The sequence below is a fragment of the Paenibacillus medicaginis genome (assembly GCF_042138635.1).
In the GTDB taxonomy this organism is placed as follows: Bacteria; Bacillota; Bacilli; order Paenibacillales; family Paenibacillaceae; genus Paenibacillus; species Paenibacillus medicaginis.
In genome coordinates, this window is record NZ_JBHIRY010000010.1 from 106722 (window position 1) to 133520 (window position 26799).

The window sequence follows — 26799 nt, forward strand, 5'->3', positions numbered from 1 at the left end:
AATGGCTGCTCGGGACAGCTCCGTTTTTTTGCATTGTCGTACAGGGGGATGCGGTGACATAATCAAAAGATAGAGATTTTTAACGGAAGGCGTGAGAAGCTTGGACTATCTTCGCAGGCAATCGTTCCGTAACAAACTCAAAATCGCATTTCTGGCCGTCATCCTGATCTCCGTGCTGATGACCGGCGGGCTGTCTTATTATATTTCGGCTGTCACCCTGGAAAAGAACGCGCTGAAGCTCACACAGGACACGGTGGTCAGGTCCACGCAGATCGTGGATGAGAAGCTGAACAAGCTGATGCTGATTATGATGACGTTCATGATCAGCCAGCCTTTTTACGATATGCTGAAGGATGCCGCCTCCGGAGACACCAGCGGGTATTACACGCATCTGAACGATCTTGACAACGTTTTCTCACAGGCGCGGATCGCCGAGCCGCTGATACAGTCCATCTACGTCACTACGCCGATTGGCGAATTCTATCCTTCGTCCATGAACCGCAATCGGCTCACTGCGTTTGAAGATACCTTTCTATATGAGCGTATCGAACAGGAGAAAAAGAACCTTTGGGTGGAGGGCCATGAGGATATGCTCTTCTCTGGCAGGGAACGTGTCATCTCGTTGATTCTGGAGCCGATCTTCGACTTTCCGGTCAGCGATGTCTATATTGTCGTGAATATCCGCGAGGACGGCTTCCGCAAGCTGGTGCAGGGAGACAGCGGGACAGGGGCGTCCAGCTTTTTGCTGAACGCTCAAGGCGAGACGATCTACTCTGTGAAGGAGCCGCTGGTCCGGCAGGCGGTGGACTCAGGGAATCTGAGGGATATGATGAACCGCCCGGAAGGCAGCCAATCCTTTGAACTGAACGGCAAAGCTTATTTGCTCAATTATGCCCGGCTCGGCATTGCGGATTGGACGATGACCACCATCCAGTCTCAGGCCGGCGTGCTGAAGGACATGGTATATGTGAAATGGCTGATCGCCGGAGTTGCTCTGGCGGCTTTTGCCGTAACAACGTTGATTTCCGGTGCGTTGACGCGCTATCTGCTGAAGCCGCTGCAAGGGCTGCTGAAGGTGATGAAGCGGGTGGAGAACAATGATTTGTCCGCCCGCTTTGAGAGCGGCAGCGGAGATGAGCTCGCACAGGTGGGCTTCCGGTTCAACCGGATGCTGGAGCAGATTGTGGTATTAATTGAAGAGGTCACGGAAGCGCAGACGCATAAGCGGTCTGCGGAGATCAAGGCGCTGTCGGGGCAGATGGATCCGCATTTTCTGTACAACACCCTGAACACCATCTACTGGAAGCTGAATTTGCAGCAGGTTGGGCCTTCGCAAAAAATGGTCATGTCACTCTCCCGGCTGTTCCAGCTCGGGCTGAACAACGGCCAGGAAATTACGACATTGTCGAAAGAACTGGAGCATGTGCGCCAGTATCTGGAGCTGCAGTCAAGCTGTTATGAAGGGTTGTTCTCCTATGAGATTCATGTCCGCGAGCCCGATCTGTCCGTGCTTTCGATTCCGCGTATCATTTTGCAGCCGCTGGTGGAGAACAGCATTCTGCATGGTTTTCGCGACCTGGTGAACGGTGGACGGATCGAGATTGAAATTGCCGGAGATGGGGAACGCTGGACGCTTGCCGTACGCGATAACGGCAGCGGCATGGACGAAGACCAGGTGTGCGCACTCTTTTGGCGGGAATCGGAGAAGGGCTATGCCGTGTCCAATCTGATCCGGCGGCTTCAGCTCTATTACGGGGACGGTGCGGAATTTCATCTGGATAGTGCGCCGGAACGCGGAACAGAAATACGGATTTCTTTACCCAGGAAGGAGGAGCATTCGGATGAGCAATCATGAGACGGTCAGTCTCTGCATTATCGATGATATCAAAAGCGTGGTGGACGGATTGACCACGATGAACTGGGAAGAACAGGGGATTCGAGTCGCGGGGGTATCAAGTAATGGGGAAGAGGGACTGAAGCTGATCAACGGGCTGCGGCCGGATCTGGTCATTACCGATATACGAATGCCGAGAATGAACGGGTTGAGCTTGCTGCGTGCGGTTTTGGAAGAGAACCGCAGTTGCAAGGTTATTCTGATCAGCGGTTATGCCGACTTCGAATATGCGAAGCAGGCGGTGCAACTGGGAGCGTTTGATTTTGTGGTGAAGCCCTTTTCAGAGGAAGATATCATGTCGACGGTGCTGCGGGCCAAGGCTGTGATTATGGAAGAGAGGTCCAAGCGCTTAAGTCTGAGGGAAATGGAGAATAAGCTCCGCGAGAGCATGCCGGTGCTGCGGCAGGAATACTTTGCGCTGCTCGTGAGCCACCGCACTTCATGGGAAGAGGCTTCGGGGCGGTGGGATTTTCTGAATATTGAGCTGGAGCCTCAGGGTCTCGTGGTGATGCTGATCGAAATCGACCGTTTCCAGGAGCAGGTTACCGAGTTGTCCATCCGGGAGATGGAGCTGATCCGTTTCTCACTGTTGAATATCATGCAGGAGACACTCGCTGACTATGCGCGCAGTGTCGTTTTCCGCGCCCATCATGACCGGTACCTGGCCATACTGAACGATACATGTATGTCCAGTCCGTTCAGTCCGATCGAAATTGCCGAGCAGTGCTGCCGGAATATTAAGCGGTATACCAAGTTTACGGTTTCGGTCGGGGTCGGCGGCAGAGTGGAGGAGATCAGCGAGCTGCCAGATTCCTGCCGTCAGGCTCAGCGGGCGCTCTCCCATCACCTGTTCACCGAAGGCAATGCGGCCATTATGTACGATGATATTCACCAGAACGGAAGCCAGGAGCCGCTGGTACTGGAGTACAAGGATGAGTTGCTGCTGGCTCTTCGTTCCGGGAATGTCGGGCGGACGGGCGCCATTCTGTCCGCGATTTCGGAAACGCTGCAGAGCCTGGTCTCCCGGCAAAATCCGGATTACCTCCTCAGTCTGTACGATGAGCTGGCCGCTTCAGCCATTCGCACCTTTTATGAGATGGTTCCATATCCGGACATTCAGCCGCTGATTCAGCGCTTCAGGGCGGTGCAAGGGACAGCGGGGCTGTCGCTGGCGTCCCTGCAGCGTCAGTTGCTTGCCTTATGCACGGAGGGAGCCGGACTGGTGCGCCGGAACTGCTTATCCGAAGGGCAGAGGATGATTTATGAAGCCATGGACTATATCAAGGGCCGCTTGTCCGAGGAACTCACCGTCGGCGAATGCGCCGCCCATGTTCATCTCAGCGCCAGCTACTTTTCCAGCCTGTTCAAGAAGGTGACCGGGATGACGGTCACCCAGTATACAACCTCGGAACGCATCCAGAAAGCGAAGCTGCTGCTGGTGGAGGGGGCACAGGTGCAGGAGGTGGCTGCGGCTGTAGGCTATGAGGAGCGCCGATATTTCAGCGAGATGTTCAAGAAGATCACCGGCCAGACACCATCGGAATTTAGGGCAGGTTATCACCCGGACCAGCCGGAGGCGTGAGACACATGCTGCGGGAGACCATAGAATTCCATCCCTGGAGAGTGAATTTGCCTCACTCCTTTTCTGAGTATGAGGGTCTATACTAAAAATGAGCTCACAATACAAACGTCAATCAAAGGGGCTGGATGTATGCAAAAAAAATGGTTAGGTCTCGGCTTGAGCCTCCTACTGTCCGTCGGAATCGCAGGCTGCGGCGGGAACAACAACGGCAATGGCGGGGCGACGATTGGAGCGCCTAACGACGGCACAGCGGCTCCCGCAGCCGAAACAGGCACACCTGTACAGTTGAAATACTGGACTGACGACCGCCACGACCAAGAGTATATCAAGGAATTGATCAACAAGTTTAATGAGACGAACGGCGACAATATTCAGGTGGAATTGACGGTGATGTCCGAGAACTACACGCAAAGCGTCGATATTGCCTTTTCCAGCAACCAGGCGCCGGATGTGCTGCGTCTGAAGAGCGCCAATACGTCCGAGTTCGTCAAAAAAGGGTATCTGGCGCCGATTGACAATTATCTTACCGATGACATGAAAACGAAATTCGGTAGTCTGTTGATCGACAATGTCAACCGTTTTGACGGCAAGGTGTACTCTCTGGCTAACACCGGCCTCACCATGCGTCTGGTCTACAACAAGGATCTCTTTGCCAAAGCGGGCATCGAGAAGCCTCCGGCATCGCTGCAGGAAATGGTGGATGATGCCAGGAAAATCACCGAAATCGGCAAGTCCGAAGGCATCTACGGTTTTGCGCTGAACTTTAAAAGTCCCAAACAGGCATTTGACCGTTCCATCCGGGAGATCCTCTCCTTAAGCGGTTATCAGGGACTTGGTTTCGATCCGAAAACAGGCCAATTCGATTTCGCGCCTTACGCGCAGGCCATCGAATATTTCAAGCAGATGTATGAAGACGGAAGCATTCTGCCCGGGGCGGAATCGCTGGATATCGACCCGCTTCGCGCCCAATTCGCGGCAGGCAAAATCGGCATGTATCTTTCCTTCTCGACAGAACCGGGCGTGTACAAGGATCAATTCCCGACAGAAATCAACTGGGCAGGCGCCCTGGCCCCGACGCTGGACGGACAGATCAGGGGAACTTCCGAAATCGTGTCCGCCGGAACCTGGCTCGGCATCAGCGCTAAATCGGCCCATCAGGACGCAGCCTGGAAATTCATGCAGTATATGTACGGCGACGAGGTTTTGCAGACCTATCATGAGAAGGGCTTCGGGATTGCCATTGTGCCAAGTATTGTGGAACAGGCCAAAAACCCGGAGATCGGCGGGATGGAAGGCTTCCTGGTCGGAGAACACGACTCGCTCTGGCCCGCTGCGCCAAGCGTGACTCCGGAAGGTTCCACCTATGCGGATGCTTTCTTCAAATATATCCTCGACGGGGGAGAATTGAAAGCGATTACAACGAATTTGAACGCAAGATATAACGCCGCATTGTCCAAAGCTGTGGAGAAAGGCGAGGTCACTGTAACGCCGAACCCTGCTTTTGATCCAAGCAAACCGCAGGGAAAATAACAGGAAGGATGGGCTGACGCGCACTTCTTGGCGGATGCCCTGTTTCTTTTCCCGAAGGAGGAATGAATCATGCGCTTTAAATGGAAACGGCTGGGGGAGAATGCTCTGTTTCTGGTCCCGAGCATCATTCTGACGGCCGCCTTAGGCATCTATCCCCTGCTCTGGATGCTGCGCTATATGTTCTATGATTATGCCGGGTACGGTGATGCGCTGTTCATTGGCCTGGACAATTTCCGCCGGTTGCTGCGCGACGAGCTGTTCTGGGAATCGGTTGGCAATACCTTTATCTTTGCCGGAGGCAAGCTGCTGCTGACGCTTCCGTTGTCCCTGCTGCTGGCGGTCATCCTGAACGGCAAGCTGCGGGGCGGAAATTTGCTGCGGGGCATTTATTTTATGCCGACGGTTATCAGTACCGCAGTCATATCCGTTGTTTTCTATAATATCTTCAATTCCTATAACGGGATGGTTAACACCGTTCTGATGAAGCTGCACCTGGTCTCGCAGCCGATCGACTGGTTCGGACCGAAGCATGCGATGCTCACAGTCATTCTTGTGGCAGTATGGGGCGCGGTTGGCAACTATATGCTGCTGTTCCTGGCCGGGCTGCAGAGCATTCCGCAGGATTTGTACGAGAGCGCAGCCATTGACGGCGCGAACGCCGGAAGACGGTTTTGGAGCATCACGCTTCCGCTGCTGGCCCCAGTTGCTCAGATGGTCATCATGCTGGCCATTATCGCTTCCCTGAAAGGCTATGAGAGCATTATGGTCATCACGGAAGGAGGACCGATCGGCAAAACCGAGGTCATGTATCTCTATCTGTACAAACTGCTGTTCCCGGTATCTACGGGTTCGCCTGTAACGCAGCAGCTTGGATACGGCAGTGCCGTAGGCTTCGCAAGTGCTGTTATCGTCGGGGCGATCACCGGCTTGTATTTCTTATTGAGCCGTAAAATGAACAAAATGTATTAGCGTGCAGGAGGATATACAAATGAACAAACAGGTGTTACCCCAACTGCCAGACAGGCGCGGGAAAATCGCAGCCCGCCCGACTTCCGGCCATGCAGGCAGATTTGTGGCCCGCACGGTCATGTGGATCTTTTTATTAGCAACGGCGATGCTGACTTTGTTTCCCCTGCTTATGACATTATCTGGTTCTCTCAAGACTGGCGCCGAAATGATGACCGGCGGCAGCCTGCTGCCGGCCAAGCTGCAATTCGCCAACTATGCGGAAGCCTGGAAACAGGCTAATTTCGCCCGCTATACCTGGAACAGTGCTTTTGTCAGTATTATGGTTACAGCAGGCACTCTGCTGGTAGCTTCCATGGCGGCTTATGTGGTGGACAGGCGCGATTTTCCCGGCAAATCCCTGTATGTAACGGTGCAGGCATCGATGATGTTTATATCCGTCGGCGCCATTGTGCTGCGCCCGCAGTTTGATCTGATGGTGGCCCTGCACCTGAATACCACGCTGTGGGGAGTCATCCTCATTCTGATCAGCGCCCATTCCAGCACGTTTTTTATGCTGCAAGGCTTCTTCAAAGCTATTCCCCGCGAGCTTGATGAAGCGGCAATGGTGGATGGCTCCGGGTTCATACGCACCTTCTTCCGGATTATCCTGCCGCTCTTGACACCGGGGCTGGGCGTGGCCGGGCTGTTCGCCTTCCGCCATGCGTGGAACGAATACATTCTGCCGCTGGTGTTCACGATGACCAATCCGCAGCTGCAGACGCTCACTGTCGGGCTGGCGAATCTCCGCTACGGCTCTTCCGCGGCCATGCAGATCCATCTGATGATGGCGGGAGCATGTTTGTCGATCCTGCCGATGCTGCTCGCTTATATTCTGGCAAACAAGACGTTTATCCAGGTGACGGCGGGTTCGGTCAAAGGCTAAATTCAATTCCGTATAAAAGGAGCGTTATGTATATGAGTGATTTTACAGTAGGACCTTTGGTTTCCAGCCCGGTGATTGCCCGGCATTCAGCGAATCCGATTCTGTCGCCGGGTGATGTGCCTTACGGTCCGGCGATGGTCTTTAATGCCGGGGTCACCAAATTTAGAGGCAAATATGTGATGGTCTTCCGCAATGACTACGGAGATGAACATAAAGGGATTGTTGCCCCTCATCATACAACCAATCTTGGCCTGGCCTTCAGCGATGACGGCATAAAGTGGGATGTGCAGCCGGAACCGTGCTGGTCCTGGCATGATGAAGAGGTCATCCGTGTGTATGATCCGCGTCTAACGGTAATCGGCGAACAATGTTATATGTGCTTTGCGGTCGATACCAGGCATGGGTTGCGTGGCGGCATCGCTGTAACCGAGGATTTCAGCTCCTTCGAGGTGCTGAGCCTATCGATACCAGACAATCGCAACATGGTATTGTTCCCGGAGCGGATCGGTGACAAATATGTGCGGCTGGAGCGTCCGATGCCTGTATACAGCCGTGGCGGTATGGACCGCTTTGACATGTGGATGAGCGACTCGCCTGACCTGAAATACTGGGGCAACTCCAAGCTGCTGCTGGCGGTTGAAGATGTAGCCTATGCCAATGACAAGGTAGGCCCCGGCGCTCCGCCTGTCAAAACGGATAAAGGCTGGCTGACCCTGTTCCATGCCGTGGACATCGACCGCAGCCGGGGCAAGAACGGCTGGGAGGACAGTTGGCAGAAACGCTATAGCGCAGGCATTATGCTGCTGGATCTTGCCGATCCCAGCCGGATCATCGGCAGGGCGGAGACGCCGCTGCTTGCACCGGAGGCACCTTATGAGACCGAAGGTGGCTTCCGCAATGATGTTATTTTTCCGGGGGGCATGATTCTGGAGGATTCCGGGGAAGTCAAAATCTACTACGGCGCCGCCGATACCGTAGAATGCCTGGCTACTGCGCATGTGGATGATTTGCTGCGTCTTTGTCTTGAAGGTACGGTCAAATAAGCAATGATGAAATATTAAACCGGCTCAAAACCGCAATCGGAGCTTGACCGGGGCTTAGCAGACGATCCGGAGTACGAGGGGAGCTTGCCTAGCGGACTGAGATGATCTTATTTGGGCGAAATCACTCGTTTTGGGAGGGTGAACGGACCCTATGGACCTTATTTGGCCTTTTGAAGCATGTTTTAGGCTATTTTCGGGTAAATAAGGTCGCTCCGGCCCATTAAAACTTAGAACCCCGTATTTTGCGGCAAATAAGGTCTTCTCGGTCTCTTAGCAAATCCAGGCTGACGCCTCCGTTCCCATCATCGTTTGTCAAGCACCGATTTTTAGGTTGAGCCATAAACCTATACAGAATTGGGGAGGTTTCAATGAAAGAACATATTACGCTGCCTTCCGTCAGCATTCCGGTTGCCTGCGAGGTGGATGTGCTGGTCATCGGCGGCGGAGCTTCCGGCATCGCTGCGGCCATTGCCGCTGCGAAAGGGGGAGCGCAAACGATGCTGGTGGAGCAGAGGGGCTTCCTTGGCGGCATGGGCACCGTTGCACTCGTCCCAGCCTTCTGTCCCTTTACGGATAAGCGGAAGCCGATTATCCGCGGTCTCGGCCTGCAACTGATGGAACGGATGAAGCAGGCATGCGATCCTGTATACCGCGAGGAATATCAAGAGCTGCTGGATTGGGTGCCAATTGATCCCGAGGTGCTGAAACGGGTCTATGACGATGCCATTCTGGAAAGCGGCGTTACGCCGCTGTATCACACCTTTGTTTACGATGTTGTACTGTCTAAGGACCGCCGGAAGGTTGAAGGTGCCGTTGTCGTCAACAAAACGGGACGCTCTTTCATCCCCTGCCGGTATATTATAGATTGTTCGGGAGATGGGGATATTGCCGCGCTGGCGGGAGTCCCTTTTCAGAAGGGCGGGGAAGCGGGCGAGCTTCAGCCTGGAAGCATGTGTTATCTGCTTGCGAATGTGGACCGTCCGCAGTTCAACCGGTTCCTGAAGGAGAGCGGGGACACGGGCCAACTGCACAAGACGGTGGAGCGGGCGATCAAAGACGGGGCGCTGCCGGAGGGCCGCAAGTCGATCTCCGGCCTTGCCTGGATCAGCAACTATCTGGTAGGTGTCAACTTCGGCCATGTATTCGGCGTTGACGGTACCCTTGCCGAGGATTTGACACGGGGTGCAATTGAAGGACGTCGCACGGCGGAACGCCAGCTGCAGTTCTTCCGCCGTTATGTGTCGGGCTTTGAGCGCGCCCATATGGTGGCGAGCGGAGAGCAGCTCGGCATCCGGGAGACGCGGCGTATCGAAGGGGACTATATCCTGACGGTCGATGATTTCCTTGCTGCGCGCTCCTTCCCGGATGACATTGCCCGCAACGCCTACTATATCGATATTCATCTCGCTAATAGCAAAAGCGAAATGACCTTCAACCACTTGCCGCCGGGGGTTTCACATGGCGTACCGTACCGGATCATGCTGCCGGTTGGCATCGACAACCTTTGGGTTGCCGGGCGCTGCGTATCCTCGGATCGAGCGGTGCAAGGCTCCCTGCGGGTGATGCCGAACTGCTTCTCTATGGGCCAGGCCGCGGGAACGGCGGCTGCATTGGCGCTGCGTGATGGCTCCGGCTCGCGCGGCATTTCCGTAGCCGAGCTTCAGCAGCGGTTGTTGGAGCAGGATGTATGGCTGGGAGAGGATTTCATGCCAGCCGAGAAGCAGAAGGAAGGGAATGCGCCGTGAAGCAGCTTCCCTTAACGGATGAGTGGTTTCACGGCGCTGTGTCGTTGGAGCGCCGGGTGGAAGGAATCAAGCCCTGGCGTATTCCTTACACGGATTACGAACTGTATCCGCCCGAGGGAATCGAGGGCAAAGCCGAGATTTGCGCCGGTGTTCGCCTGCGGCTGCGCACAGATTCCACAGAGGTGGCAGTATCTTTCGCACCGCTTGCGGATGCCGCCACCCTGGATTGCGTGGCAGGAGGAGAATTATGCCAGACGCTCAGCCTGCCCGTCGGAGCGACAGAAGCCTTGTTCAGCGGACTTCAAGGCGGAATCAAGGATCTGGAGATTTGGCTCCCGCAAAATATTGGAATGACCGTCACCGGCTTGCGGATTGGTGTTGAAGCTGTCGGAGTCCCGCTGCCGGACACCCGGCCCCGCTGGATTACTTACGGCAGCTCCATTACCCAGTGCGTCGCGGCTTCTAGCCCCTCGCGCACTTGGCCCGCCATTGCCGCCGCGACCTGCGGCTTCAACCTGACCAATCTCGGCTTCTCCGGCAACTGCCATATGGAACCGATGATCGGGCGGCTGATTCGCGACTTGCCGGCCGATTTCATCTCCCTATGTGCGGGCGTGAACATCTATGGTGCAGGCACCTTAAGTCCGCGTATGTTCAAACCGCTGCTGATTGGCCTGCTGGAGACTATACGCGACAAGCACAGGGAGACCCCGCTGCTTGTCATTTCTCCGATTTATGGCACCGTCCGCGAAACGGAGCTTAATTCGCTGGGGTTCACCCTGCCCATGATGCGTGAAGCTATCCGTGAGACCGTAGAGCTGCTCAGAGAGCGGGGCGATCGCCAGTTATACTACCAGGATGGCCTGAACTGGCTCGGCCCGAAGGATGAAGCCTTTCTAACGGACGGCTTGCATCCTGGAGCTGAGGGTTATGAGTTGCTAGGCCAGCGTTTCCGCAACCTTCATGAATTTGCGTTCTACTCTATCACCAAAAGGGCCTTTTTATTCGACTAAGACCCATTTAACGCAATAAGGGAGCCAATACCTTTGTCGTATTAGCTCCCATTTACATCTACTTTAGAATAAAGAGTGTTATTTCGGTAACACAGCCTTCATCGGATAGAACTCGGCAGTCAACAATCCTGCAATAAAGGCGGGGTCTTCTGTGACGAGTGGTGAGACTTGCTCTGCGTTCTCAACTTCAATGATTGCAAGCCCATGCGGAGATTTCGGATTTAATACTGGTCCGAAAACTAAAGCAATCCCCTGATTCTGCAAGTCCGTCCAACAGGTAATATGTTGGTCCATAATGTTGCTTTCTTCTTCGGTCATATCCTGAAAAAAAGTCGTTCTCGGGGGTGTAGACCATAACATGAAATGCATTTTCCCTGGATTGTTGCTTGCTGTATTATCAGACATTACAAAAAACCTCCATTATCTTAAATTTGTATTTCATAGTCATGACGCTCTCCAATCTTTTCAAAAATTTTGAGGACTCAGATAAAGCTTAAACAGCAGCTTTTCGTATTATTTAGGTTAGCCAGTAACTACTGGTTGACCTATTTTTTTGCTATCAGTTCACGTATCCATAAAATTATTCACGAAAGCGACTCAGCTTTTTGACAGAATTATGAGAATTGGTCGAGGAAAGAGCATATAACCGACGTTATGTGATAATCTATAGTAGTGAAATTACTTAGAGGGAGTATTATGTCGTGAGAATGCAAAGTAATATGAATACTATTGAACGAATTCCTACCTCCGTAACGAAGGTGCTCTTCGAAACGATAAAGATTGGCATTGTAAAGTCGAACCTCATTTCGATGATTGCCGGGCTTAGCATGGCGTTGTTTGTTCATCACTTATCATTCTTCGATAAAATCGGCAACGTTGCGTTGGCTTTGATTGGGACTGCCTTGGTGATTGGAGCCGCCGGTGTCTTTAATAATCTATATGACCGGGATATCGACGGTATTATGGAACGAACGAAGAATAGGCCAACTGTATCCGGAATCGTTGACGTCAGGAGCGGGCTGATTATTGGAATCTGGATCGCGGTTGGTGGTCTTGTTGCGCTGTATATTGCTGCTCCGCTTTCGGCTTTCTGCGGCTTTCTGGGGTTGTTCCTCTATGTTGTGCCTTATACCATGTGGACGAAACGCAAAACCATCTATAATACAGAGGTTGGAAGCCTATCGGGTGCAATGCCTCCGCTGATCGGTTGGGCCGCGATCTCACCAGACATTTTGCATCCCGGTGCCATTGCATTGTTCCTGTTAATGCTGATTTGGCAGATGCCGCACTTTTATGCGATTGGGATTCGCCGAATGGAGGAATACCGGGCGGCTAACGTCCCGATGCTACCAGTCGTCAAGGGTATTCGAAGAACGTACGTGCAGATGAACGTATATCTAACCGCGTTGTTCCTGTGCAGTTTCTTGTTTTGGTCCTTTAATCCGTACATCGCTGTGGCGAATGCGCTCCTGAGTTTGGGCTGGTTGATTCTGAGCATTTATGGATATCGTAGGAAGCAGGAAGACAAGTGGGCACGATCCATGTTCATTTTCTCGTTGAACCACATCACGATACTGCTGATGATGATCGTTGGCTACTCCTTGGGTGCTCCTTTGTTATAATTGGAAAACTAACGGCTCCAAACGTATGTAGATGATTATATTAATAAACCCAGTTTCTAAGCCGCCGATTAACATCAGGCGGCTTAGAATTTGAAGGAGACGGGGCTGCCGTAAGCAACGATCAATCAGCAGCCTTGTGGTGCAGCGACACAAAACGGCTCAACGTTTAGGTCACATCATCTCCATAACCTCCGTATTCTTTTCCAAAAGCCTCCATCATATCTAACACAGGAATTAATTTTTCTCCTTTTTCTGTAAGGTAATACTCTACTTTGGGAGGAACTACTGGATACACTTCACGTTGGATAATGCCATCGTTCTCTAATTCTCTGAGCTGCTTAGAGAGGGAGCCTTGTGATAAGTCTCCCAGAAACGTTTTGATGTCTGAATAACGACGTGTGGTTCCTTTTAAATACCAAAGAATGAAATATTTCCAACGTCCGGATAAAATATTTTGAGTAAAGGCTATTGCGTACATATCTCCTTTTTCTTCAATAAACTCTTTTTGAAATCCATCTTTACAAACCTTCATTTTTATTCGCTCCTGTCCAAAAGTACAAATACATGTACTATGTTCATTTATATTGCCCTCTTTGCAAATGAACATAATGGCTTTATGATTGTGTCAGCAAAGCGGTCCATTACAAGTTAGTTTATCTAAAAGGCGGGGCTTAATGCATAATGTGCTCATCACTGCGTCCATATATTTAGCAAGCTAACTAAAATTATAACATAGAAAGGAGTTCTTGATTAGTGAACACAGGAAATTCGAGACTACAACTTTCAATTTTAGATTTCGTTCATGTTTATAAAGGTAGTGATGCCTCGAAAAGTCTTCAAAACATAACGGAAATGGTGCAATTGGCAGAACGATGGGGTTACACGAGATACTGGTTCACCGAACACCATAATACAACGACCTTGATGAGTACTTCACCGGACTTGCTCAGCATGCATGCAGCCGCCCACACCAAAAGCATTCGAGTAGGTTCTGGTGGTATCTTATTGGAAATGTTGAGCAGGTCGCTGAGCAACTCCATCAAATTGCGCAAGCAAGTTTTGTGAATGAAATCATGATTGCAGATTTTTATCCTAATCAGGAAAGCCGCAAGAAAGGGCATGAATTACTGGCAAATGAATTAGGTTTAGCCCGCTAAATAACATTCGAGGGATGATTAATTCATGACAGATTCAGTGGATTGTGATATTCGTCAGTTGTTAGATCGAATCTCCTCGCAAATGCGACGACATTACAGCGAATCTCTAAGAGAGCTTAACCTTTATGTGGGCCAGGACAATTTACTGTATCGTTTGTGGTTAGGCGATGGGATCACACAAATGCAACTATGTGAACATTTAAAATGCGAACCTCCCACGGTAACGAATATGGTTAAATCACTAGAGCAAAATGGATTTATATACCGTAAACGCGATGAACAAGATGCAAGAGTAATGCGAATTTATCTTACAGACAAAGGCAAAGAATTAGAGGCACCGGTTGAAATGAAATGGAGAGCACAACAAGAAAAATTGCTACATTCCATTTCAATGGAAGAGCGGTCGATACTAAGACAATTCATGCAAAAGATGGAGAATAATTTATCATGAGTTCTCCGTCTTGCATAAATATTTAGCAGGCTAAATATTTATGGTACCAAAGTTATATATCATTCAAAATAAGGAGCTGTTTTACATGAGTAAAAAAATTCGTACTGGAATTATTGGCGGGTCTGTTAATAACGGATGGGCAAGCGGCACTCATATTCCAGCCATTAAGCATCTGAATGAATTTGAGCTCACGGCGGTTGGAACAAGCAATATGGAGAGCGCAAAGAAGAGTGGTGAGGCTTTCCAGGCAAATCATGGTTTTGATAACATGGAGGAATTGGCTCAACATCCCGATGTGGATATGGTAGTCGTCAGCATCAACGTTAAAGATCACTATAAGGCAGTCAAAGCAATTACACCTGCTGGAAAACCGATTTACTGCGAGTGGCCACTGGGGTCAAATACCACTGAAGCGCTTGAAATGCAGGAATGGGCAGAGTCCCGCCAATTGCCAAACGCAATAGGACTACAGGCAAGACAGGCTCCAGCTATCAATTATGTGAAGGATTTATTGGCGGAAGGTTATGTTGGAAAAATCCTTTCGGCCAATTTGAAGATTTCGATCGATGGGATGGGTGGCGTTGCTGACAAAGCTACTGCATACTTATTTGATCGCAAAATCGGAGGCAACCTGCTCACGATTGTAGGCGGACATAATCTGGATGCATTCACTTACATGCTCGGGGACTTTACAGAACTTTCAGCGATGACAGCGCAACAATTCCCTGAAGTCGAGTTGGTGGATATTCACAAAGTCATTAAGAAGACGACGGATGATCAAATACTGATTACAGGAAAATTAACAAACGGAGCAGCAGCCAGCATTCATATTCAAGGGGGAGTCAAACAGCAAACAGGACTTACGCTTGAAATTTTTGGAGACAATGGCACGATCGTGCTGAGCGCGCCTGCATCCATTCAATTCGGGTCACACCAATTGCGCGGTGCAGGACCAACTGACAAAGAGCTTCATGAGCTAACAATTCCTGATTCCTATTACTGGGTACCAGATTCTCTAAAAAAAGACTCAGGTTTTGTTCTTAATGTCGCTCAGGCCTACAGCAAATTCGCTCAGGATATCGAAAAAGGAACATCCTTTACTCCAAGTTTTGCAGACGCGGTGAAACTTCATCAGTTACTTGATACCGTGGAAAAAGCAGCACAAACCGGTGAACGACAGTATCTATAACTAGAATTTAAGTTCGAACACAGTATACTCGTTAGGTCAATATTTTTGAGTGTCTAAAACAAGATGTAACCCACATACGAATCGGCAGCTATCAAGCACATGACAGCTGCCGATTTTGACTACCAGCATACGTGTCACAGACAAGTCAAACGTTTCAATATTTCTATGAAAAGCTCCTAAAGCTTGTAGACGGTATGCATACGGGAGACGAATGGCTGCGCAGCGGCATCAGGTGATGACCACATTTCTAGATCATTCGAGAACGAATTGGGACTTTCCTCCCCTGGAGTAACTGCCTCGAAGTAAAAGCATCATAAGTCTAAAATAAGTATCAAAACCCGCGAGAACCCTTAACCTTTAGGTGCCTTTCGCGGGTTTGTTTCCTTCATGCAAGTGAGAAATCAGCTTCAAGATTCCGTTCAAGCAATAACCCCACTCGTTGAGCCATGAAGGAAGGAGAGTGAGGTTTTCCATTCTTGAACCACCACTCCACTACCCCTACGATCGCCGCTCCTAAAAATTGAATATCAACATCTTCACCGTCAGTTAATCCTTGATTGCTCCCTTCGGGCATATCGTTCTCTTTTTTCTTTAATTCTTGGAGAAAAAACTCAAGGAATCGATTACGGAAAAAAGAGCCCCCTTTACTCGCCAGCATCACAGAGAAGAATAAATAATGACTCTCGAAATACTCGAACCATAACAACCCCATATCTATATATTCGGCGTCATCGTCTATCGAATCGCAGATTTCCCGCATCTCGTCAATATGTTCTTCGATGAGCTTATCCAGAAGATCAAATTTGTCCATGTAGTGAAGGTAGATGGTTCTTCGGCTAACATCCGCTCTGTCAGAAATATCTTGTATTGTAATCTGATCAAAATTTTTTTCAATCATCAGTTCAATAACAGCCATTTTTATGGCTTCTTGGGATTTGCGTATCCTTCGATCCATCTTTAACAATGGAGAATCACCAGCCTTCCTGAAATTAAATACACAATTCTAATGGATTTGTGAACTAATGCACGGAACCTGCTTTTTTAAGAATTGTAGACTTTCTATTTCTATATACAATTATACATAGTTGTTTCTTAATACACTAGTGTGCAATTTGGTGCATGCATGAGTATGAAGTCAATCATATCATCAGCCGAAGGGGAACATTCAATGAAAATTGCGATTATTGGAGCAACAGGGACGACTGGAAGGAAAGTGATGGAACGGGCACTTGAATTGGGACATGAAGTTGTAGCCGTGGCTCGCCGGCCGGAAGTCATTACTCCCGCAGAGCGGCTTATCACCCGGCAGGGGGATGTATTCGACGCGCCCGGTATGGTCAAAGCCATTGCTGGTACAGATGCGGTAATCAGTTGCATAGGTCCAACCAGTAACTTCTCGCCGGGTACGGCTATGGCGAAGGGAATCCTGAATGCCGTTGTAGCAAACTTCTCACCGGGTACCGTCATGTCGGAGGGAATCCCGAATATTCTTGCAGCCTGTCAGCATGTTGGAGTTAAACGCTTCGTGATGCAGAGCGGCATTGGTTTGAGCGACGGGAAGGAGTTTACCACAGGCAATCGGTTGGCGATAGGCATTCATCGCCGCATCTTCTCGAAGGCGGTCAAAGATAAGACGATTGCCGAGCATGCGGTTGAGCGGAGTGACCTGGATTGGGTCATTGTACGGCCGCCGGGGATGAATTACGGGGCTGCCACTCTGAACTATACAGCAGGTCCATTAGCACGCATCGCTCCGTTCCGGACGCTGCCTTTCGAAGACTGTGCCGACTGCCTTGTACGGGCGGCGACGAGTGAGCCAACATGGATCAGGAAGATCGTTAATGTTGGACGATGATGATTTAACATCGCCCTCTCCACATGCAAATTGCTCCATCCACTATTAAGGAGTTGGTACGATTGAACAATAAAAAAGCAATATTAAAGCTAATTGGCATTATATTTATTGGCGTAGTTTTAAAGGTAATTCAACTACCATTTTTGGAAGACCCTCTTGCAAAGGTATTCCATCTACGCATGATAAAAAATGTAGCTACAACCCCATTTGCATTGATTTTGATCATATTATCATATTTATTTTTTTCAATTATTTTTATTAAAATTCAAGGTAGAATCAATGGTAATAAAATTTATAAAGGCTTGATTTATGGAACTCTTTTTGGTCTCCTATGGTTTTTTGGAGTGATTGAAATGGGCATCATTCATAGTAATTCAATTAAACAAGATATCCTATATGGGCTAGGTGATGCTCTCCCCTTAATTGTAATGGGCATTTTATTGGGCATGTTTTTTGGAAGTAGTTCCAAAAATCAAGTTTCTAAAAAGGATGTTATGCCCATTATTGGCATTACTTTAATATATTCAGTAGGACGATATATATCATACATTGTCATTGGTGCACAATCATCATATATAGTAAAACCGATTGAAACTTTAGCATTGACACTTGTAAATGGGCTACTTATTAGTATCCTTTATTATTTTGTGAAAGATGCGCTTCAACATTATCGATTAGTCAAGCGTGCTTTTGTTTTTGGATTTATAATATTTGGAATAGACTGGTTTTTATATAACCTTTTTATTCCATTAATTTATGACATTTCGTTGCTGCAAACCGTTCAATCTTTTCTTGGACGTTCGATTCCAGATGTACTATATGCATGTATAGGAGTATTTTATTCAGAAAAGGTCAGAGTATCAAAGAATAATAAACTTGAATTTCGAAAGTAGATTTTTATGAAAACGTGAAAAGCGCTTGAAATCTTTGGTAGAATGGTGTTTGCCGAAACAACATCACCCAAGAGAGAGAGTGATGAAAAAGTCCATGTCTTGTTGCTAAGAATGCAACGGAACATGGACTTTTTCTGTTGGTCTTTGTTAGGGGAGAACTCCCCCTGAGTTGTGGTTGCTTGGCCGCTTGTCAGCTTCACCATTCGCCTGGTATTGACCATGATCGCTGCAAGCACCGTTTTGATTCTCATGCCAAGTAGACCACGACTATATAATGGCGAGAAAAACAGCATTTACATGATGTACACTTGATCTGAGAGGTACATGACTTGAAAATAAAATAATGCTGGACACTTAATAAACAATCATTATAAAGTATATATAAAAAGATCTGGATGTAAGATGAATTCTGTAAAAGAAGAAGCATGTATTTAATATAGTCAGCCTGCAAAGTCCTGTAGTGCTGAAAAAGGAGAACATGATGAAAATTGAACATATTGCTATGTACGTTAATAATTTATCGCTTAATAAAGAATTTTACGTTAAATTTTTCAACGCTACTTCCAATGACCTGTATCATAACCCAACAACGGGATTAAGAACATACTTTCTAACATTCGAAAACGGAGCAAGACTGGAAATTATGAATCGACCAAACATGGTGGATGAGCAGAAAGAGTTGATGCGAACAGGTTTAATTCATCTCGCGTTTAGTGTAGGAAGTAAAGAAAAAGTGGATTCATTAACCAAGGAGATCGTGGAGGCGGGTTACCCCATCTTAAGCGGACCTCGTACAACCGGTGATGGCTATTGTCAACAACTCATGACTCAAGTCACGAGCTTGTCTCTGCCTACGTCGTAGACAGTGCTTGTGCTTCGCACAAGCCTTTTAGACTTATTCCTAACCAGTAGTGCAAACGCACCTTATGGTGCTCCTACCTTAGGGTGTTGGAACATCAGGACGGCTGACTTCGCCCCTGCAGCAAGAGGTATACTCCTGTTGCACTGTACCCCATGTACTTAATTCCTTTGCGGTACAGGTATAGTGATTGTTAAAGCAATAGGGATAGATAGGGTTTGTTTCAACGAGTGCCTTGGTTACTTGGTGATGGACATCCAGCAACTAACGGTTTTCTCTTGAACTATCTTTTCACTTGAGTATAGCATGGATCAAGTGATCCATGGTTAAATTTTCATGACGGAAGGGGGAAGCATGGAGATTTCGGCTTGCGAGCTACCGATGGTAGCCCTTATGCCGAGCGCAATTCCTCACACGACTAAAGTCGCGTGTGTCCATGCGCGGTTATGAAAGTTGTATCTTAGGACCTGAGTCTATTCAAATTGAAATCACTGTATGAATCATTGGATTTGATTAATAAACAAATAAGAGGGGCCGATCAATATGAAAGAAGAAGAGCGTATTCTCCAAGGAAATCGGCGATCATTTCTTTGCCAATTATAATCTAACTATCCAGGATGACACTAAGGTTACGATTGGAAACCATACCCTTTTTGGCCCCAATGTAACGGTTTGTGGCGGAGTTACCATCGGTGACGGCTGTGTGATTGGTGCTGGGAGCGTCGTAACTCGTGATATTCCGGCGAGCCGGGATGGCAACTATGTACCGTCGATGGTCTTCTCATGCATGAAGAACAGTTAAAATTTATCCCTGGAGAGTGGACTGGCCCCACTCCTTTCTTTTTGGGCAGGGATTATAATCCATCTTGACAGTGGGAGGGCTTGATCGGCAGAAAATGGAGCTGTTTGCTCCAAAAAAATGTTAGCGCTTTCAATGGACGACAAGTAAAAATACAGTTGGGCGAACGGATCTGCGCTGCCTACTATCAGTCGGCAGATGAATAATCTTGAGGCTCAGGGAGGGGGGCGATCGCCAGGTGTACTATCAGGATGGCCTGAACTGGATCGGCCCGGAGGATGAAGCCTTTCTAAAGGACGGCCTGCACACTGGAGCCGAGGGTTATGAGTTGCTGGGTCGGCGTTTCCACGATCTTCATGAATTTGTTTTCCGGGCTGTATATAGAGTTGCTAAGTGATGAATCTCGATATTCCGCGTCCTGTAGACGCGGATTTGTCACATTTATATACATAGTATAGCTCGTAAGAGTTATTAAGATTGCAAGCCGATTGCATTACCATGATAGAGATCACAGTTGAAGACGAGTCTCAGCAATTTAGAAAACAGTTGGAGGGATTTAAGCTTGATGAAGTCACATTATTGGAAATGGATTCTGATCACCTGTCTGGTTGTGCTACTTACAGCCTGTACAAACACAGATACTTCGGGGGCGAACGTTTCGTCGGATGATACATCCCCTGTTAAGGAAAAGGAACTAACCTCAGCTCCGTTCTCGGGGGAGGCTGCTCAGCCCTACCTCACCTTTCAAGATCTAAATGGAGAAACAGTGACGCTGGAAAACAAGCCTGAACGGATTATCATCCTCAATAATGAATTGACAGAACTGTTCTATCAAGTGGGAGGACAAGCAGTCGGCATAGCCACATCGGCAGGCGTTGAGATTCCGGAGCAAGCAGCGAATGTGAAACAAGTAGGCACCATCAGTAGCGTAAACATGGAGGAAATTCTAAAGTTGAAACCAGATTTGGTGATAGGACAGCCCCTGTTCCACAAAGATTTAAAAAGTACATTTGCGGATTCCGGTATTCCGTTTGCCATTCTGACCGTCAAATCAATCGAAGATATCCGGAACAATGCCAAACTGTTCGGTCAAATCATCGGTAATGAGGAGCGCGCACAGATTGCTATCGGCAACATGGACACTAAGCTGAATGAACTAACGGCAGATTTACCAGCGAACAAGCCATCTTATGCAATCATTACCCTGATGGCCAATACCGCGTCGTTGCAAAAATCGTCGAGTATTGCGCTCGATATTGCCAGCTTGCTTCAAATGAACAATATTGCGGAAGATATTCCTTCAGGTAATATGCCAAGTTCGGTACCTTTCAGTATAGAAAAGCTGGTGGAACTGAACCCGGAGCACCTTTTCATCGTCGTTCACGGATCAGATGAAGAAGGCCAGCGTATGATCCAATCCCAGTTAGAGAGCAACCCCGCCTGGAAATCGCTGCAAGCCGTCAAATCGGGCCATCTCGAGATTTTGCCGCCTTCCATGTTCGTTACCAGTCCCGGTCTGCAGATATGGGAATCGGTAGAATACATGAAGCAATTAGTGTTCCCATCTTCCGCAGCTACGCAATAACATATGCACCTATTCAATAATCGGAGTCGTTGGCGTTATGCCATCATGTTGACTCTTAACAAATGTTCATACATTAGCTATATTTTGACCACCTTAATTAAAAAACATAGCCCTTATGAGTCATCAAAGGATATAGAAGAATAGCGTATGATCTTTGTACAAAGTTGAAGTTTAGATAAGGAGAACGTTAAGTTTATGGACAACATTTCCAGCAAAACTCCGCCATTGCAAACCACGCTGCAGATTACAGGAATGACCTGTGCCGCATGCTCCAACGGAATCGAAAAAGGGCTATCTCGCTTGAATGGTGTACATCAAGCGAATGTAAATCTTGCCACAGAAGAGGCAACGGTAGTGTACGATTCAGGCACCATAGATATTCAGGCTCTTCGGAATAAAATAGAGACCCTGGGTTTCGGAACTGCTACGACGGCCGTTGATTTAAACATTACAGGTATGACATGTGCAGCATGTTCAGCACGCATCGAAAAAGGCCTAAGTCGGGTCCCAGGTGTAACACGTGCAAATGTAAACTTGGCCCTGGAGTCGGGTTATGTTGAATTCGTATCAGGAACACTGAAGGGTTCCGACTTCATCTTCATAATTAAGCAATTGGGATATGGTGCACATATTAAAGCCACAGAGGAAGAATCCCTGTCCATGAGGGAACAGGAGCTTCAAAGAAAAAAATGGAAGTGGATCTTGTCCGCAGTGCTTGCTTTCCCCTTATTATGGGCCATGGTCTCGCATTTCTCGCTCACATCATGGATCTGGGTACCGGAATTGTTCATGAATCCATTGTTCCAATTGCTGCTGGCCACGCCCATACAATTATACTTGGGAGCCCAGTTCTACGAAGGTGCGTATAAAGCTTTGAAAAACCGAAGTGCCAATATGGATGTACTTGTCGCGCTTGGGACGAGCACGGCTTATTTGTATAGTTTATATTTAACATCTCTAACCAGTACCGGCGGCATGTCCGGTCATAACCATGGTGGAAGCGCCCAAGTAGTGGACGTTGTAAACACGACTGCTCAAGGCCCTGTCAATATGTACTTCGAAACTAGCGCAGTGTTGATTACGCTAATATTGTTCGGTAAATGGTTGGAGGCTCTGGCTAAGGGAAGATCAACGAAGTCCATTAAAAGTCTAATGCAAATGGTTCCGCGAAGTGCCCGGGTCGTTCGAAACGACGAGGAGATCGAGCTTCTTCCTGAATATGTGCTCGTCAATGATCTCGTCATTGTGAAGCCCGGCGAGAAGATTCCTGTGGATGGGATCGTGGAGGAGGGGGGCTCCTCTGTGGACGAATCCATGTTAACTGGAGAAAGTCTACCAGTGGACAAAAAGGTTGGTGATCATGTAACTGGCGCGACTCTAAACAAAAATGGTCGTCTGCTTATACGCGCGACTCAAGTAGGTCCTGACAGTGCGCTGTCCCGGATCATCCGTATCGTGGAACAGGCACAGGGATCGAAGGCTCCAATCCAGCGTCTTGCTGATTCGATTTCAGGGATTTTTGTGCCTGTAGTTATTAGCCTTGCTGTTGTTACCTTTATATTTGCATTGCTCTTTGGAAGCACGGGCGGCTTCAGTGAGGCTATGGAGAAAGCGATCGCTGTTCTGGTCATTGCCTGTCCATGCGCACTTGGCTTAGCAACACCTACATCCATCATGGCGGGTTCGGGGCGTGCCGCCGAGTACGGTATCCTGTTCAAAGGTGGGGAGCATCTGGAGACTACGCAGCATATTCAGACAGTTATTCTTGATAAAACGGGCACAGTGACTAACGGAAAACCAATCATGACTGATGTCAGGACTGCTTCAAAATGGTCAACTGGTGAATTGTTGAAACGGGTTGGAATTGCTGAGTCGAGCTCTGAGCATCCACTTGCCCAAGCCATTATGGAGGGGATCAAAGAAAGAGGTATTAAAATCATGTTCAATCCGGAACAGTTCGAAAATATTCCGGGATATGGTGTAAGAGCACGGGGTTACAGCCAAGATATTCTCGTCGGAACACGCCGTCTGCTTGCTGATGCCAAGGTACAGGTTCCAGCAGAAGCATCGGCCCAAATGTCTGAGCTGGAAAGCCAAGGAAAAACCGTGATGCTTGTGGCGGTGGATGATAAGTGGGCTGGTATGATTGCTGTAGCGGATACAGTGCGGGATACATCTGCCCAAGCGGTTAGCCGGCTTCAAGCGATGGGAATCGATGTGGTATTAATGACTGGTGACAACGAGCGAACTGCTCGTGCTGTTGCCAGTCAGGTCGGGATCTCCAAAGTCATCGCTGGCATTCTTCCAGAGGAGAAAGCAGCGGAAGTGAAGAGGCTACAGCAACTGGGACTTAAAGTAGCCATGGTAGGGGATGGAATTAATGATGCACCCGCTCTGGCCGTGTCTGATATTGGCATGGCCATTGGAACAGGCACCGACGTTGCCCTAGAGGCAGCAGATGTTGCACTTATGCGAGGAGACCTGAACAGTGTTGCTGACGCCATTGAGTTAAGTAAACGAACGATGAGGAATGTAAAGCAAAATCTCTTTTGGGCACTCGCGTATAATGTGGTAGGTATCCCAATTTATGCCATTGGACTTCTCGCTCCTTGGCTGGCTGGTGCAGCGATGGCGTTCAGTTCCGTTTCAGTCGTACTTAACTCCTTACGTCTTCAAAAAATGAAGCTTTGACTGTGAGATCTTTAAGAAAAGCTATCTTAAAGGGGATAAAAATGATGAAGCATCAATTTAAACTTGTAATCATTATGTTAATAATAATGGTAATTGTCAGTGGTTGTAAAAATACTTCACAACAGCAAGAGGGAAAAAGAGTGGGCGTTGATCAATCAGCTGAACCTTATCTCTCTTTTAAAGACTTTGACGGGCAGCTCGTTACACTTCAAGACAAACCTCAAAATATTGTAGTCTTAAATGATCAAGTTCTTCACTCATTTTATCAAGTCGGGGGTAAAGCAGTCGGTATAACGAATGCTTTTACCATTGATCCACCCGAGGAAGCGGTTGATGTTCCAAAAGTAGGATTTATGCACGAGGTCAATATTGAAAAGGTATTAGAATTAAAGCCTGATTTAGTGATTGGCCAGCGTTTCACACATGGTAATTTAAGAAAGATTTTTAAAGAGGCTAATATTCCTTTCGCAAATCTTAACACCCAATCTATCGAAGACATGAGACAAAATACACTGTTGATGGGGAAAATTACGGGTAATGAGAAAAAAGCTGAAAAACTTATACATGAGATGAACTTGGAAATCAATCAAGTGATTGATCATATTCCAGAAGAGAAAGAGATGCCTACTTATGCTATAGTGACGGTTATGGGCGATGCTGTATTTGTTGAGCAGAGTTCTACAATAGCGGTAGATATTGCTAATCAGTTAAAGCTTCGTAATGCAACAGAATCGTTAGATGGAGAAATTATGGCAGGCTATATCCCGTTTAGTATGGAAGAGTTGGTTAAGATTGATCCTGATTATCTGTTTATTCTTTCTCATACAACGAATGAAGATGCTGAAAAGATGATGGAAAGCAATTATAAATCGAATCCAGCTTGGAATTCACTTTCGGCTGTTTCAAATGACCATACTTATTTTCTTCCAAAAGATAAATTTGTAATGGCTCCTGGTGTTGATGTAGTGGATTCATATAAATATATGGCAGATTTAGTCTATTCAAGTCAATCAAATTAACTATTGGAGCAATCTTTATGAATGAGAATAAAGGGTTTAGAAAAAAGATAAGCTGGAAGCTTTTCATTATTGGACTTTTTTTAATCCTGGCTATACTCAGTGTTATAATTAGTTTAGGTTTTGGAGCAGTTTCCGTGGATGTTCGGTCGATTTTAAGTATTTTATTTGGAAGCACAGATTCTGAATACTACACAATCATTTGGAATATTAGGCTGCCGCGTACACTTGTAGCCGTGTTTGTGGGAATAAATCTAGCTCTTTCGGGTGCATTGTTGCAAGGGGTTATGCGTAACCCTATGGCTGATCCCCATATTATCGGTGTTTCCTCGGGTGCAGGTTTGTTTGGAACAACCATGTTGCTGGTCTTCCCTGCCTTTTCACATTTGTTGATTCCTGTTGCATTTCTTGGAGCGTTGGCTTCAGCCTTGCTTATTTATATGCTAGCCTGGGACAAGGGGGTTTCCCCTATGAGGATAATCCTCGCGGGAGTTGCAGCCTCCGCTTTTTTAAACTCCGGAGTATCGGCCCTGTATACGTTTTATAGCGATCGTATACAAGGGGCGGTTTCCTTTATGGTTGGAAACCTGTCCGCAAAAAGTTGGGGGCATGTAGAGATCATCGTTCCTTATAGTCTTATTGGGGTAACACTGGCTTTACTAAGCGCTCAACGAATGAATGTTCTATTACTGGGCGATGCTGAATCGAAATCGCTTGGACTTAACACGGAGGGTTATCGTTTATGGTTTATTGCTCTAAGCGCGTTGCTTGCTGCCAGTGCAATAAGTATTGTTGGTCTTCTTGGTTTTGTTGGGTTAATTGTCCCTCATGCTGCCAGGCTTATCGTGGGAAATGATTATAGAATATTGCTGCCGGCTTCAGCGTTGCTAGGAGTGACAGTTTTGTGTTTATCTGACACCATTGGCCGTGTTGCCTTTGCACCAATTGAGCTGCCCGTTGGTATTATTATGGGGGTTATAGGTGCTCCATTTTTCTTATATTTGTTACGAAAGAAGAGAACGATATGACACTTGAGGCAAAGAATGTTCATATTGGATATCATGATAATGAAGTCATTTCGGCTTTAACTCTTCAGTTTGAAGCAGGAAAGATCCACAGTATTCTTGGACCAAATGGCTGTGGTAAAAGCACCCTTTTAAAGGCGCTTGGAAAGCAAATTCAGACTACCGATGGAGAAATTTTATTTAAAAATAGTGAAATCAATAAATGGAGCAGGAAAGCTTTTGCTAGAGAACTTGCCTTTTTAATGCAGGTACATGAGAGTAATCCCGAGATTACTGTTAGACAATTAATTGAATATGGCCGTTTCCCTCATAAAAGGAAATTCGAACGATTAAATCAAGAAGATCGGGCAATTGTAGACCAAGCCATCACACTTACTCATTTAGTGGATTTAACTGAGAGAGCAGTAGATAGTTTGTCTGGAGGGGAGCGTCAGAGGGCATGGATCGCAATGGCACTAGCTCAACAGCCTGCTGTTTTGTTACTTGATGAACCTACGTCCTATCTGGACATCCACCACCAGCTTGAGATTATTGAACTGGTTAAACGGTTAAATATCGAACAGGGCATCACAATCATCCTGGTCCTGCATGATATTAATCAAGCAGCAATGATTTCCGATCAAATAATTGTGCTTCAATCTGGACGACTTTATGACTGTGGCATTCCTCAAAATGTCATTACACAGAAAATGTTACGTGATGTTTTTAAAGTTGATGCTGAAATAAATGTGTCTTCTGAAAGTGAATCGATCTCTGTCTACAATTTTCATCTATTTAAAGAATGAATGCAGAACAACCTCTGATAAAAAATCAGAGGTTGTTCTATTGATGAAGAATATAGAGTATTATCCACAGTTTGAGGAAAATGAAAAATTCGCAAAATGGTTGAATGAGCTTTTCTGAGATGGATTATTTTGTGATAAACAGTCAGAGAAAACGCGGAATACACTTCTTTATTT

Annotated in this window: 25 protein-coding genes; 22 read left to right on the forward strand and 3 right to left on the reverse strand. The window is 47.5% G+C overall.

Annotated features, from left to right (window positions below; genetic code table 11):
* Positions 1 to 91 precede the first annotated feature (91 nt).
* The 8 genes from ACE5LO_RS12630 to ACE5LO_RS12665 all read left to right on the forward strand — a co-directional run bounded on the left by ACE5LO_RS12630 (position 92) and on the right by ACE5LO_RS12665 (position 10698).
* A complete protein-coding gene (locus ACE5LO_RS12630) occupies positions 92 to 1855 on the forward strand; it encodes a cache domain-containing sensor histidine kinase (protein WP_375520380.1) in 1764 nt (587 codons plus the stop codon).
* The gene (locus ACE5LO_RS12635; protein WP_375520381.1) at positions 1842 to 3476 is read left to right on the forward strand and encodes a response regulator; all 1635 of its coding nucleotides are present in this window, start codon (positions 1842 to 1844) and stop codon (positions 3474 to 3476) included. The genes ACE5LO_RS12630 and ACE5LO_RS12635 overlap by 14 nt, the downstream gene beginning before the upstream one ends.
* A 129-nt stretch (positions 3477 to 3605) precedes the next feature.
* Positions 3606 to 5006 carry an ABC transporter substrate-binding protein gene (locus ACE5LO_RS12640; protein ID WP_375520382.1) on the forward strand — a complete coding sequence of 467 codons (1401 nt, stop codon included), beginning with the start codon at positions 3606 to 3608 and terminating at the stop codon, positions 5004 to 5006.
* A 69-nt stretch (positions 5007 to 5075) separates the two neighbouring features.
* Complete coding sequence (locus ACE5LO_RS12645) at positions 5076 to 5975, forward strand: carbohydrate ABC transporter permease (RefSeq protein ID WP_375520383.1); 900 nt, start codon at positions 5076 to 5078, stop codon at positions 5973 to 5975.
* Positions 5976 to 5994: 19 nt separating this feature from the next.
* Positions 5995 to 6897: a carbohydrate ABC transporter permease gene (locus tag ACE5LO_RS12650; protein ID WP_375520384.1), complete on the forward strand. Its 903-nt coding sequence runs from the start codon at positions 5995 to 5997 to the stop codon at positions 6895 to 6897.
* A gap of 32 nt (positions 6898 to 6929) precedes the next feature.
* Complete coding sequence (locus ACE5LO_RS12655; protein WP_375520385.1) at positions 6930 to 7940, forward strand: glycoside hydrolase family 130 protein; 1011 nt, start codon at positions 6930 to 6932, stop codon at positions 7938 to 7940.
* 368 nt (positions 7941 to 8308) lie between these two features.
* The gene (locus tag ACE5LO_RS12660) at positions 8309 to 9685 is read left to right on the forward strand and encodes an FAD-dependent oxidoreductase (protein WP_375520386.1); all 1377 of its coding nucleotides are present in this window, start codon (positions 8309 to 8311) and stop codon (positions 9683 to 9685) included.
* Positions 9682 to 10698 (forward strand): SGNH/GDSL hydrolase family protein, encoded by a 1017-nt coding sequence (locus tag ACE5LO_RS12665; RefSeq protein ID WP_375520387.1) that lies wholly within the window; start codon positions 9682 to 9684, stop codon positions 10696 to 10698. Before ACE5LO_RS12660 ends, ACE5LO_RS12665 begins: the two co-directional genes overlap by 4 nt.
* Positions 10699 to 10776: 78 nt before the next feature.
* Here the strand turns inward: ACE5LO_RS12665 and ACE5LO_RS12670 are convergent, their stop codons facing one another.
* Positions 10777 to 11103, reverse strand: a complete 327-nt coding sequence (locus ACE5LO_RS12670; protein ID WP_375520388.1) for a YciI family protein — start codon at positions 11101 to 11103, stop codon at positions 10777 to 10779.
* A 302-nt stretch (positions 11104 to 11405) separates the two neighbouring features.
* On the opposite strand from ACE5LO_RS12670, the gene cyoE reads away from it, so the two are divergent.
* Complete coding sequence (gene cyoE / locus ACE5LO_RS12675) at positions 11406 to 12320, forward strand: heme o synthase (RefSeq protein ID WP_375520427.1); 915 nt, start codon at positions 11406 to 11408, stop codon at positions 12318 to 12320.
* A gap of 166 nt (positions 12321 to 12486) precedes the next feature.
* On the opposite strand, the gene ACE5LO_RS12680 is transcribed toward cyoE, so the two are convergent.
* Positions 12487 to 12852, reverse strand: coding sequence for a winged helix-turn-helix transcriptional regulator (locus ACE5LO_RS12680; RefSeq protein ID WP_375520389.1), 366 nt, complete (start codon positions 12850 to 12852; stop codon positions 12487 to 12489).
* 221 nt (positions 12853 to 13073) lie between these two features.
* On the opposite strand from ACE5LO_RS12680, the gene ACE5LO_RS12685 reads away from it, so the two are divergent.
* The 3 genes from ACE5LO_RS12685 to ACE5LO_RS12695 all read left to right on the forward strand — a co-directional run bounded on the left by ACE5LO_RS12685 (position 13074) and on the right by ACE5LO_RS12695 (position 15117).
* A complete protein-coding gene (locus tag ACE5LO_RS12685) occupies positions 13074 to 13385 on the forward strand; it encodes an LLM class flavin-dependent oxidoreductase (RefSeq protein ID WP_375520390.1) in 312 nt (103 codons plus the stop codon).
* A 117-nt stretch (positions 13386 to 13502) separates the two neighbouring features.
* Positions 13503 to 13928 carry a MarR family winged helix-turn-helix transcriptional regulator gene (locus tag ACE5LO_RS12690; RefSeq protein ID WP_375520391.1) on the forward strand — a complete coding sequence of 142 codons (426 nt, stop codon included), beginning with the start codon at positions 13503 to 13505 and terminating at the stop codon, positions 13926 to 13928.
* A gap of 85 nt (positions 13929 to 14013) precedes the next feature.
* Positions 14014 to 15117 carry a Gfo/Idh/MocA family protein gene (locus tag ACE5LO_RS12695; protein WP_375520392.1) on the forward strand — a complete coding sequence of 368 codons (1104 nt, stop codon included), beginning with the start codon at positions 14014 to 14016 and terminating at the stop codon, positions 15115 to 15117.
* A 385-nt stretch (positions 15118 to 15502) separates the two neighbouring features.
* On the opposite strand, the gene ACE5LO_RS12700 is transcribed toward ACE5LO_RS12695, so the two are convergent.
* Positions 15503 to 16081, reverse strand: a complete 579-nt coding sequence (locus tag ACE5LO_RS12700) for a TetR/AcrR family transcriptional regulator (protein ID WP_375520393.1) — start codon at positions 16079 to 16081, stop codon at positions 15503 to 15505.
* 204 nt (positions 16082 to 16285) lie between these two features.
* Between ACE5LO_RS12700 and ACE5LO_RS12705 the strand changes: the two genes are divergently transcribed.
* The 10 genes from ACE5LO_RS12705 (at position 16286) to ACE5LO_RS12750 (ending at position 26625) form a co-directional block, all read left to right on the forward strand.
* Positions 16286 to 16972 carry an NAD(P)-dependent oxidoreductase gene (locus tag ACE5LO_RS12705; protein ID WP_375520394.1) on the forward strand — a complete coding sequence of 229 codons (687 nt, stop codon included), beginning with the start codon at positions 16286 to 16288 and terminating at the stop codon, positions 16970 to 16972.
* 62 nt (positions 16973 to 17034) lie between these two features.
* Complete coding sequence (locus ACE5LO_RS12710) at positions 17035 to 17865, forward strand: hypothetical protein (RefSeq protein ID WP_375520395.1); 831 nt, start codon at positions 17035 to 17037, stop codon at positions 17863 to 17865.
* A 481-nt stretch (positions 17866 to 18346) separates the two neighbouring features.
* The gene (locus ACE5LO_RS12715) at positions 18347 to 18727 is read left to right on the forward strand and encodes a VOC family protein (protein WP_375520428.1); all 381 of its coding nucleotides are present in this window, start codon (positions 18347 to 18349) and stop codon (positions 18725 to 18727) included.
* 631 nt (positions 18728 to 19358) lie between these two features.
* Positions 19359 to 19526: a DapH/DapD/GlmU-related protein gene (locus tag ACE5LO_RS12720; RefSeq protein WP_375520429.1), complete on the forward strand. Its 168-nt coding sequence runs from the start codon at positions 19359 to 19361 to the stop codon at positions 19524 to 19526.
* A 235-nt stretch (positions 19527 to 19761) separates the two neighbouring features.
* Entirely contained in the window at positions 19762 to 19920 is a 159-nt protein-coding gene (locus ACE5LO_RS12725) for a hypothetical protein (protein WP_375520396.1), read from the forward strand.
* Between the two features lie 168 nt (positions 19921 to 20088).
* Positions 20089 to 21108: an ABC transporter substrate-binding protein gene (locus ACE5LO_RS12730; RefSeq protein ID WP_375520430.1), complete on the forward strand. Its 1020-nt coding sequence runs from the start codon at positions 20089 to 20091 to the stop codon at positions 21106 to 21108.
* Positions 21109 to 21303: 195 nt separating this feature from the next.
* A complete protein-coding gene (locus ACE5LO_RS12735) occupies positions 21304 to 23799 on the forward strand; it encodes a heavy metal translocating P-type ATPase (protein ID WP_375520397.1) in 2496 nt (831 codons plus the stop codon).
* A 41-nt stretch (positions 23800 to 23840) separates the two neighbouring features.
* A complete protein-coding gene (locus tag ACE5LO_RS12740; protein WP_375520398.1) occupies positions 23841 to 24818 on the forward strand; it encodes an ABC transporter substrate-binding protein in 978 nt (325 codons plus the stop codon).
* A 17-nt stretch (positions 24819 to 24835) separates the two neighbouring features.
* Positions 24836 to 25843 carry a FecCD family ABC transporter permease gene (locus ACE5LO_RS12745; protein WP_375520399.1) on the forward strand — a complete coding sequence of 336 codons (1008 nt, stop codon included), beginning with the start codon at positions 24836 to 24838 and terminating at the stop codon, positions 25841 to 25843.
* A complete protein-coding gene (locus ACE5LO_RS12750) occupies positions 25840 to 26625 on the forward strand; it encodes an ABC transporter ATP-binding protein (RefSeq protein ID WP_375520400.1) in 786 nt (261 codons plus the stop codon). Before ACE5LO_RS12745 ends, ACE5LO_RS12750 begins: the two co-directional genes overlap by 4 nt.
* The last annotated feature ends 174 nt before the right edge of the window (positions 26626 to 26799 follow it).

What these genes read in the sequence shown, in the direction of transcription:
- ACE5LO_RS12635 (WP_375520381.1), top strand. Translation starts at nt 1,842, where the DNA reads ATGAGCAATCATGAGACGGTCAGTCTCTGCATTATCGATGATATCAAA.
- ACE5LO_RS12640 (WP_375520382.1), top strand. Translation starts at nt 3,606, where the DNA reads ATGCAAAAAAAATGGTTAGGTCTCGGCTTGAGCCTCCTACTGTCCGTC.
- ACE5LO_RS12645 (WP_375520383.1), top strand. Translation starts at nt 5,076, where the DNA reads ATGCGCTTTAAATGGAAACGGCTGGGGGAGAATGCTCTGTTTCTGGTC.
- ACE5LO_RS12650 (WP_375520384.1), top strand. Translation starts at nt 5,995, where the DNA reads ATGAACAAACAGGTGTTACCCCAACTGCCAGACAGGCGCGGGAAAATC.
- ACE5LO_RS12655 (WP_375520385.1), top strand. Translation starts at nt 6,930, where the DNA reads ATGAGTGATTTTACAGTAGGACCTTTGGTTTCCAGCCCGGTGATTGCC.
- ACE5LO_RS12660 (WP_375520386.1), top strand. Translation starts at nt 8,309, where the DNA reads ATGAAAGAACATATTACGCTGCCTTCCGTCAGCATTCCGGTTGCCTGC.
- ACE5LO_RS12670 (WP_375520388.1), bottom strand. Translation starts at nt 11,103, where the DNA reads ATGTCTGATAATACAGCAAGCAACAATCCAGGGAAAATGCATTTCATG.
- cyoE (WP_375520427.1), top strand. Translation starts at nt 11,406, where the DNA reads ATGCAAAGTAATATGAATACTATTGAACGAATTCCTACCTCCGTAACG.
- ACE5LO_RS12680 (WP_375520389.1), bottom strand. Translation starts at nt 12,852, where the DNA reads ATGAAGGTTTGTAAAGATGGATTTCAAAAAGAGTTTATTGAAGAAAAA.
- ACE5LO_RS12690 (WP_375520391.1), top strand. Translation starts at nt 13,503, where the DNA reads ATGACAGATTCAGTGGATTGTGATATTCGTCAGTTGTTAGATCGAATC.
- ACE5LO_RS12695 (WP_375520392.1), top strand. Translation starts at nt 14,014, where the DNA reads ATGAGTAAAAAAATTCGTACTGGAATTATTGGCGGGTCTGTTAATAAC.
- ACE5LO_RS12705 (WP_375520394.1), top strand. Translation starts at nt 16,286, where the DNA reads ATGAAAATTGCGATTATTGGAGCAACAGGGACGACTGGAAGGAAAGTG.
- ACE5LO_RS12715 (WP_375520428.1), top strand. Translation starts at nt 18,347, where the DNA reads ATGAAAATTGAACATATTGCTATGTACGTTAATAATTTATCGCTTAAT.
- ACE5LO_RS12730 (WP_375520430.1), top strand. Translation starts at nt 20,089, where the DNA reads ATGAAGTCACATTATTGGAAATGGATTCTGATCACCTGTCTGGTTGTG.
- ACE5LO_RS12735 (WP_375520397.1), top strand. Translation starts at nt 21,304, where the DNA reads ATGGACAACATTTCCAGCAAAACTCCGCCATTGCAAACCACGCTGCAG.
- ACE5LO_RS12740 (WP_375520398.1), top strand. Translation starts at nt 23,841, where the DNA reads ATGATGAAGCATCAATTTAAACTTGTAATCATTATGTTAATAATAATG.
- ACE5LO_RS12745 (WP_375520399.1), top strand. Translation starts at nt 24,836, where the DNA reads ATGAATGAGAATAAAGGGTTTAGAAAAAAGATAAGCTGGAAGCTTTTC.
- ACE5LO_RS12750 (WP_375520400.1), top strand. Translation starts at nt 25,840, where the DNA reads ATGACACTTGAGGCAAAGAATGTTCATATTGGATATCATGATAATGAA.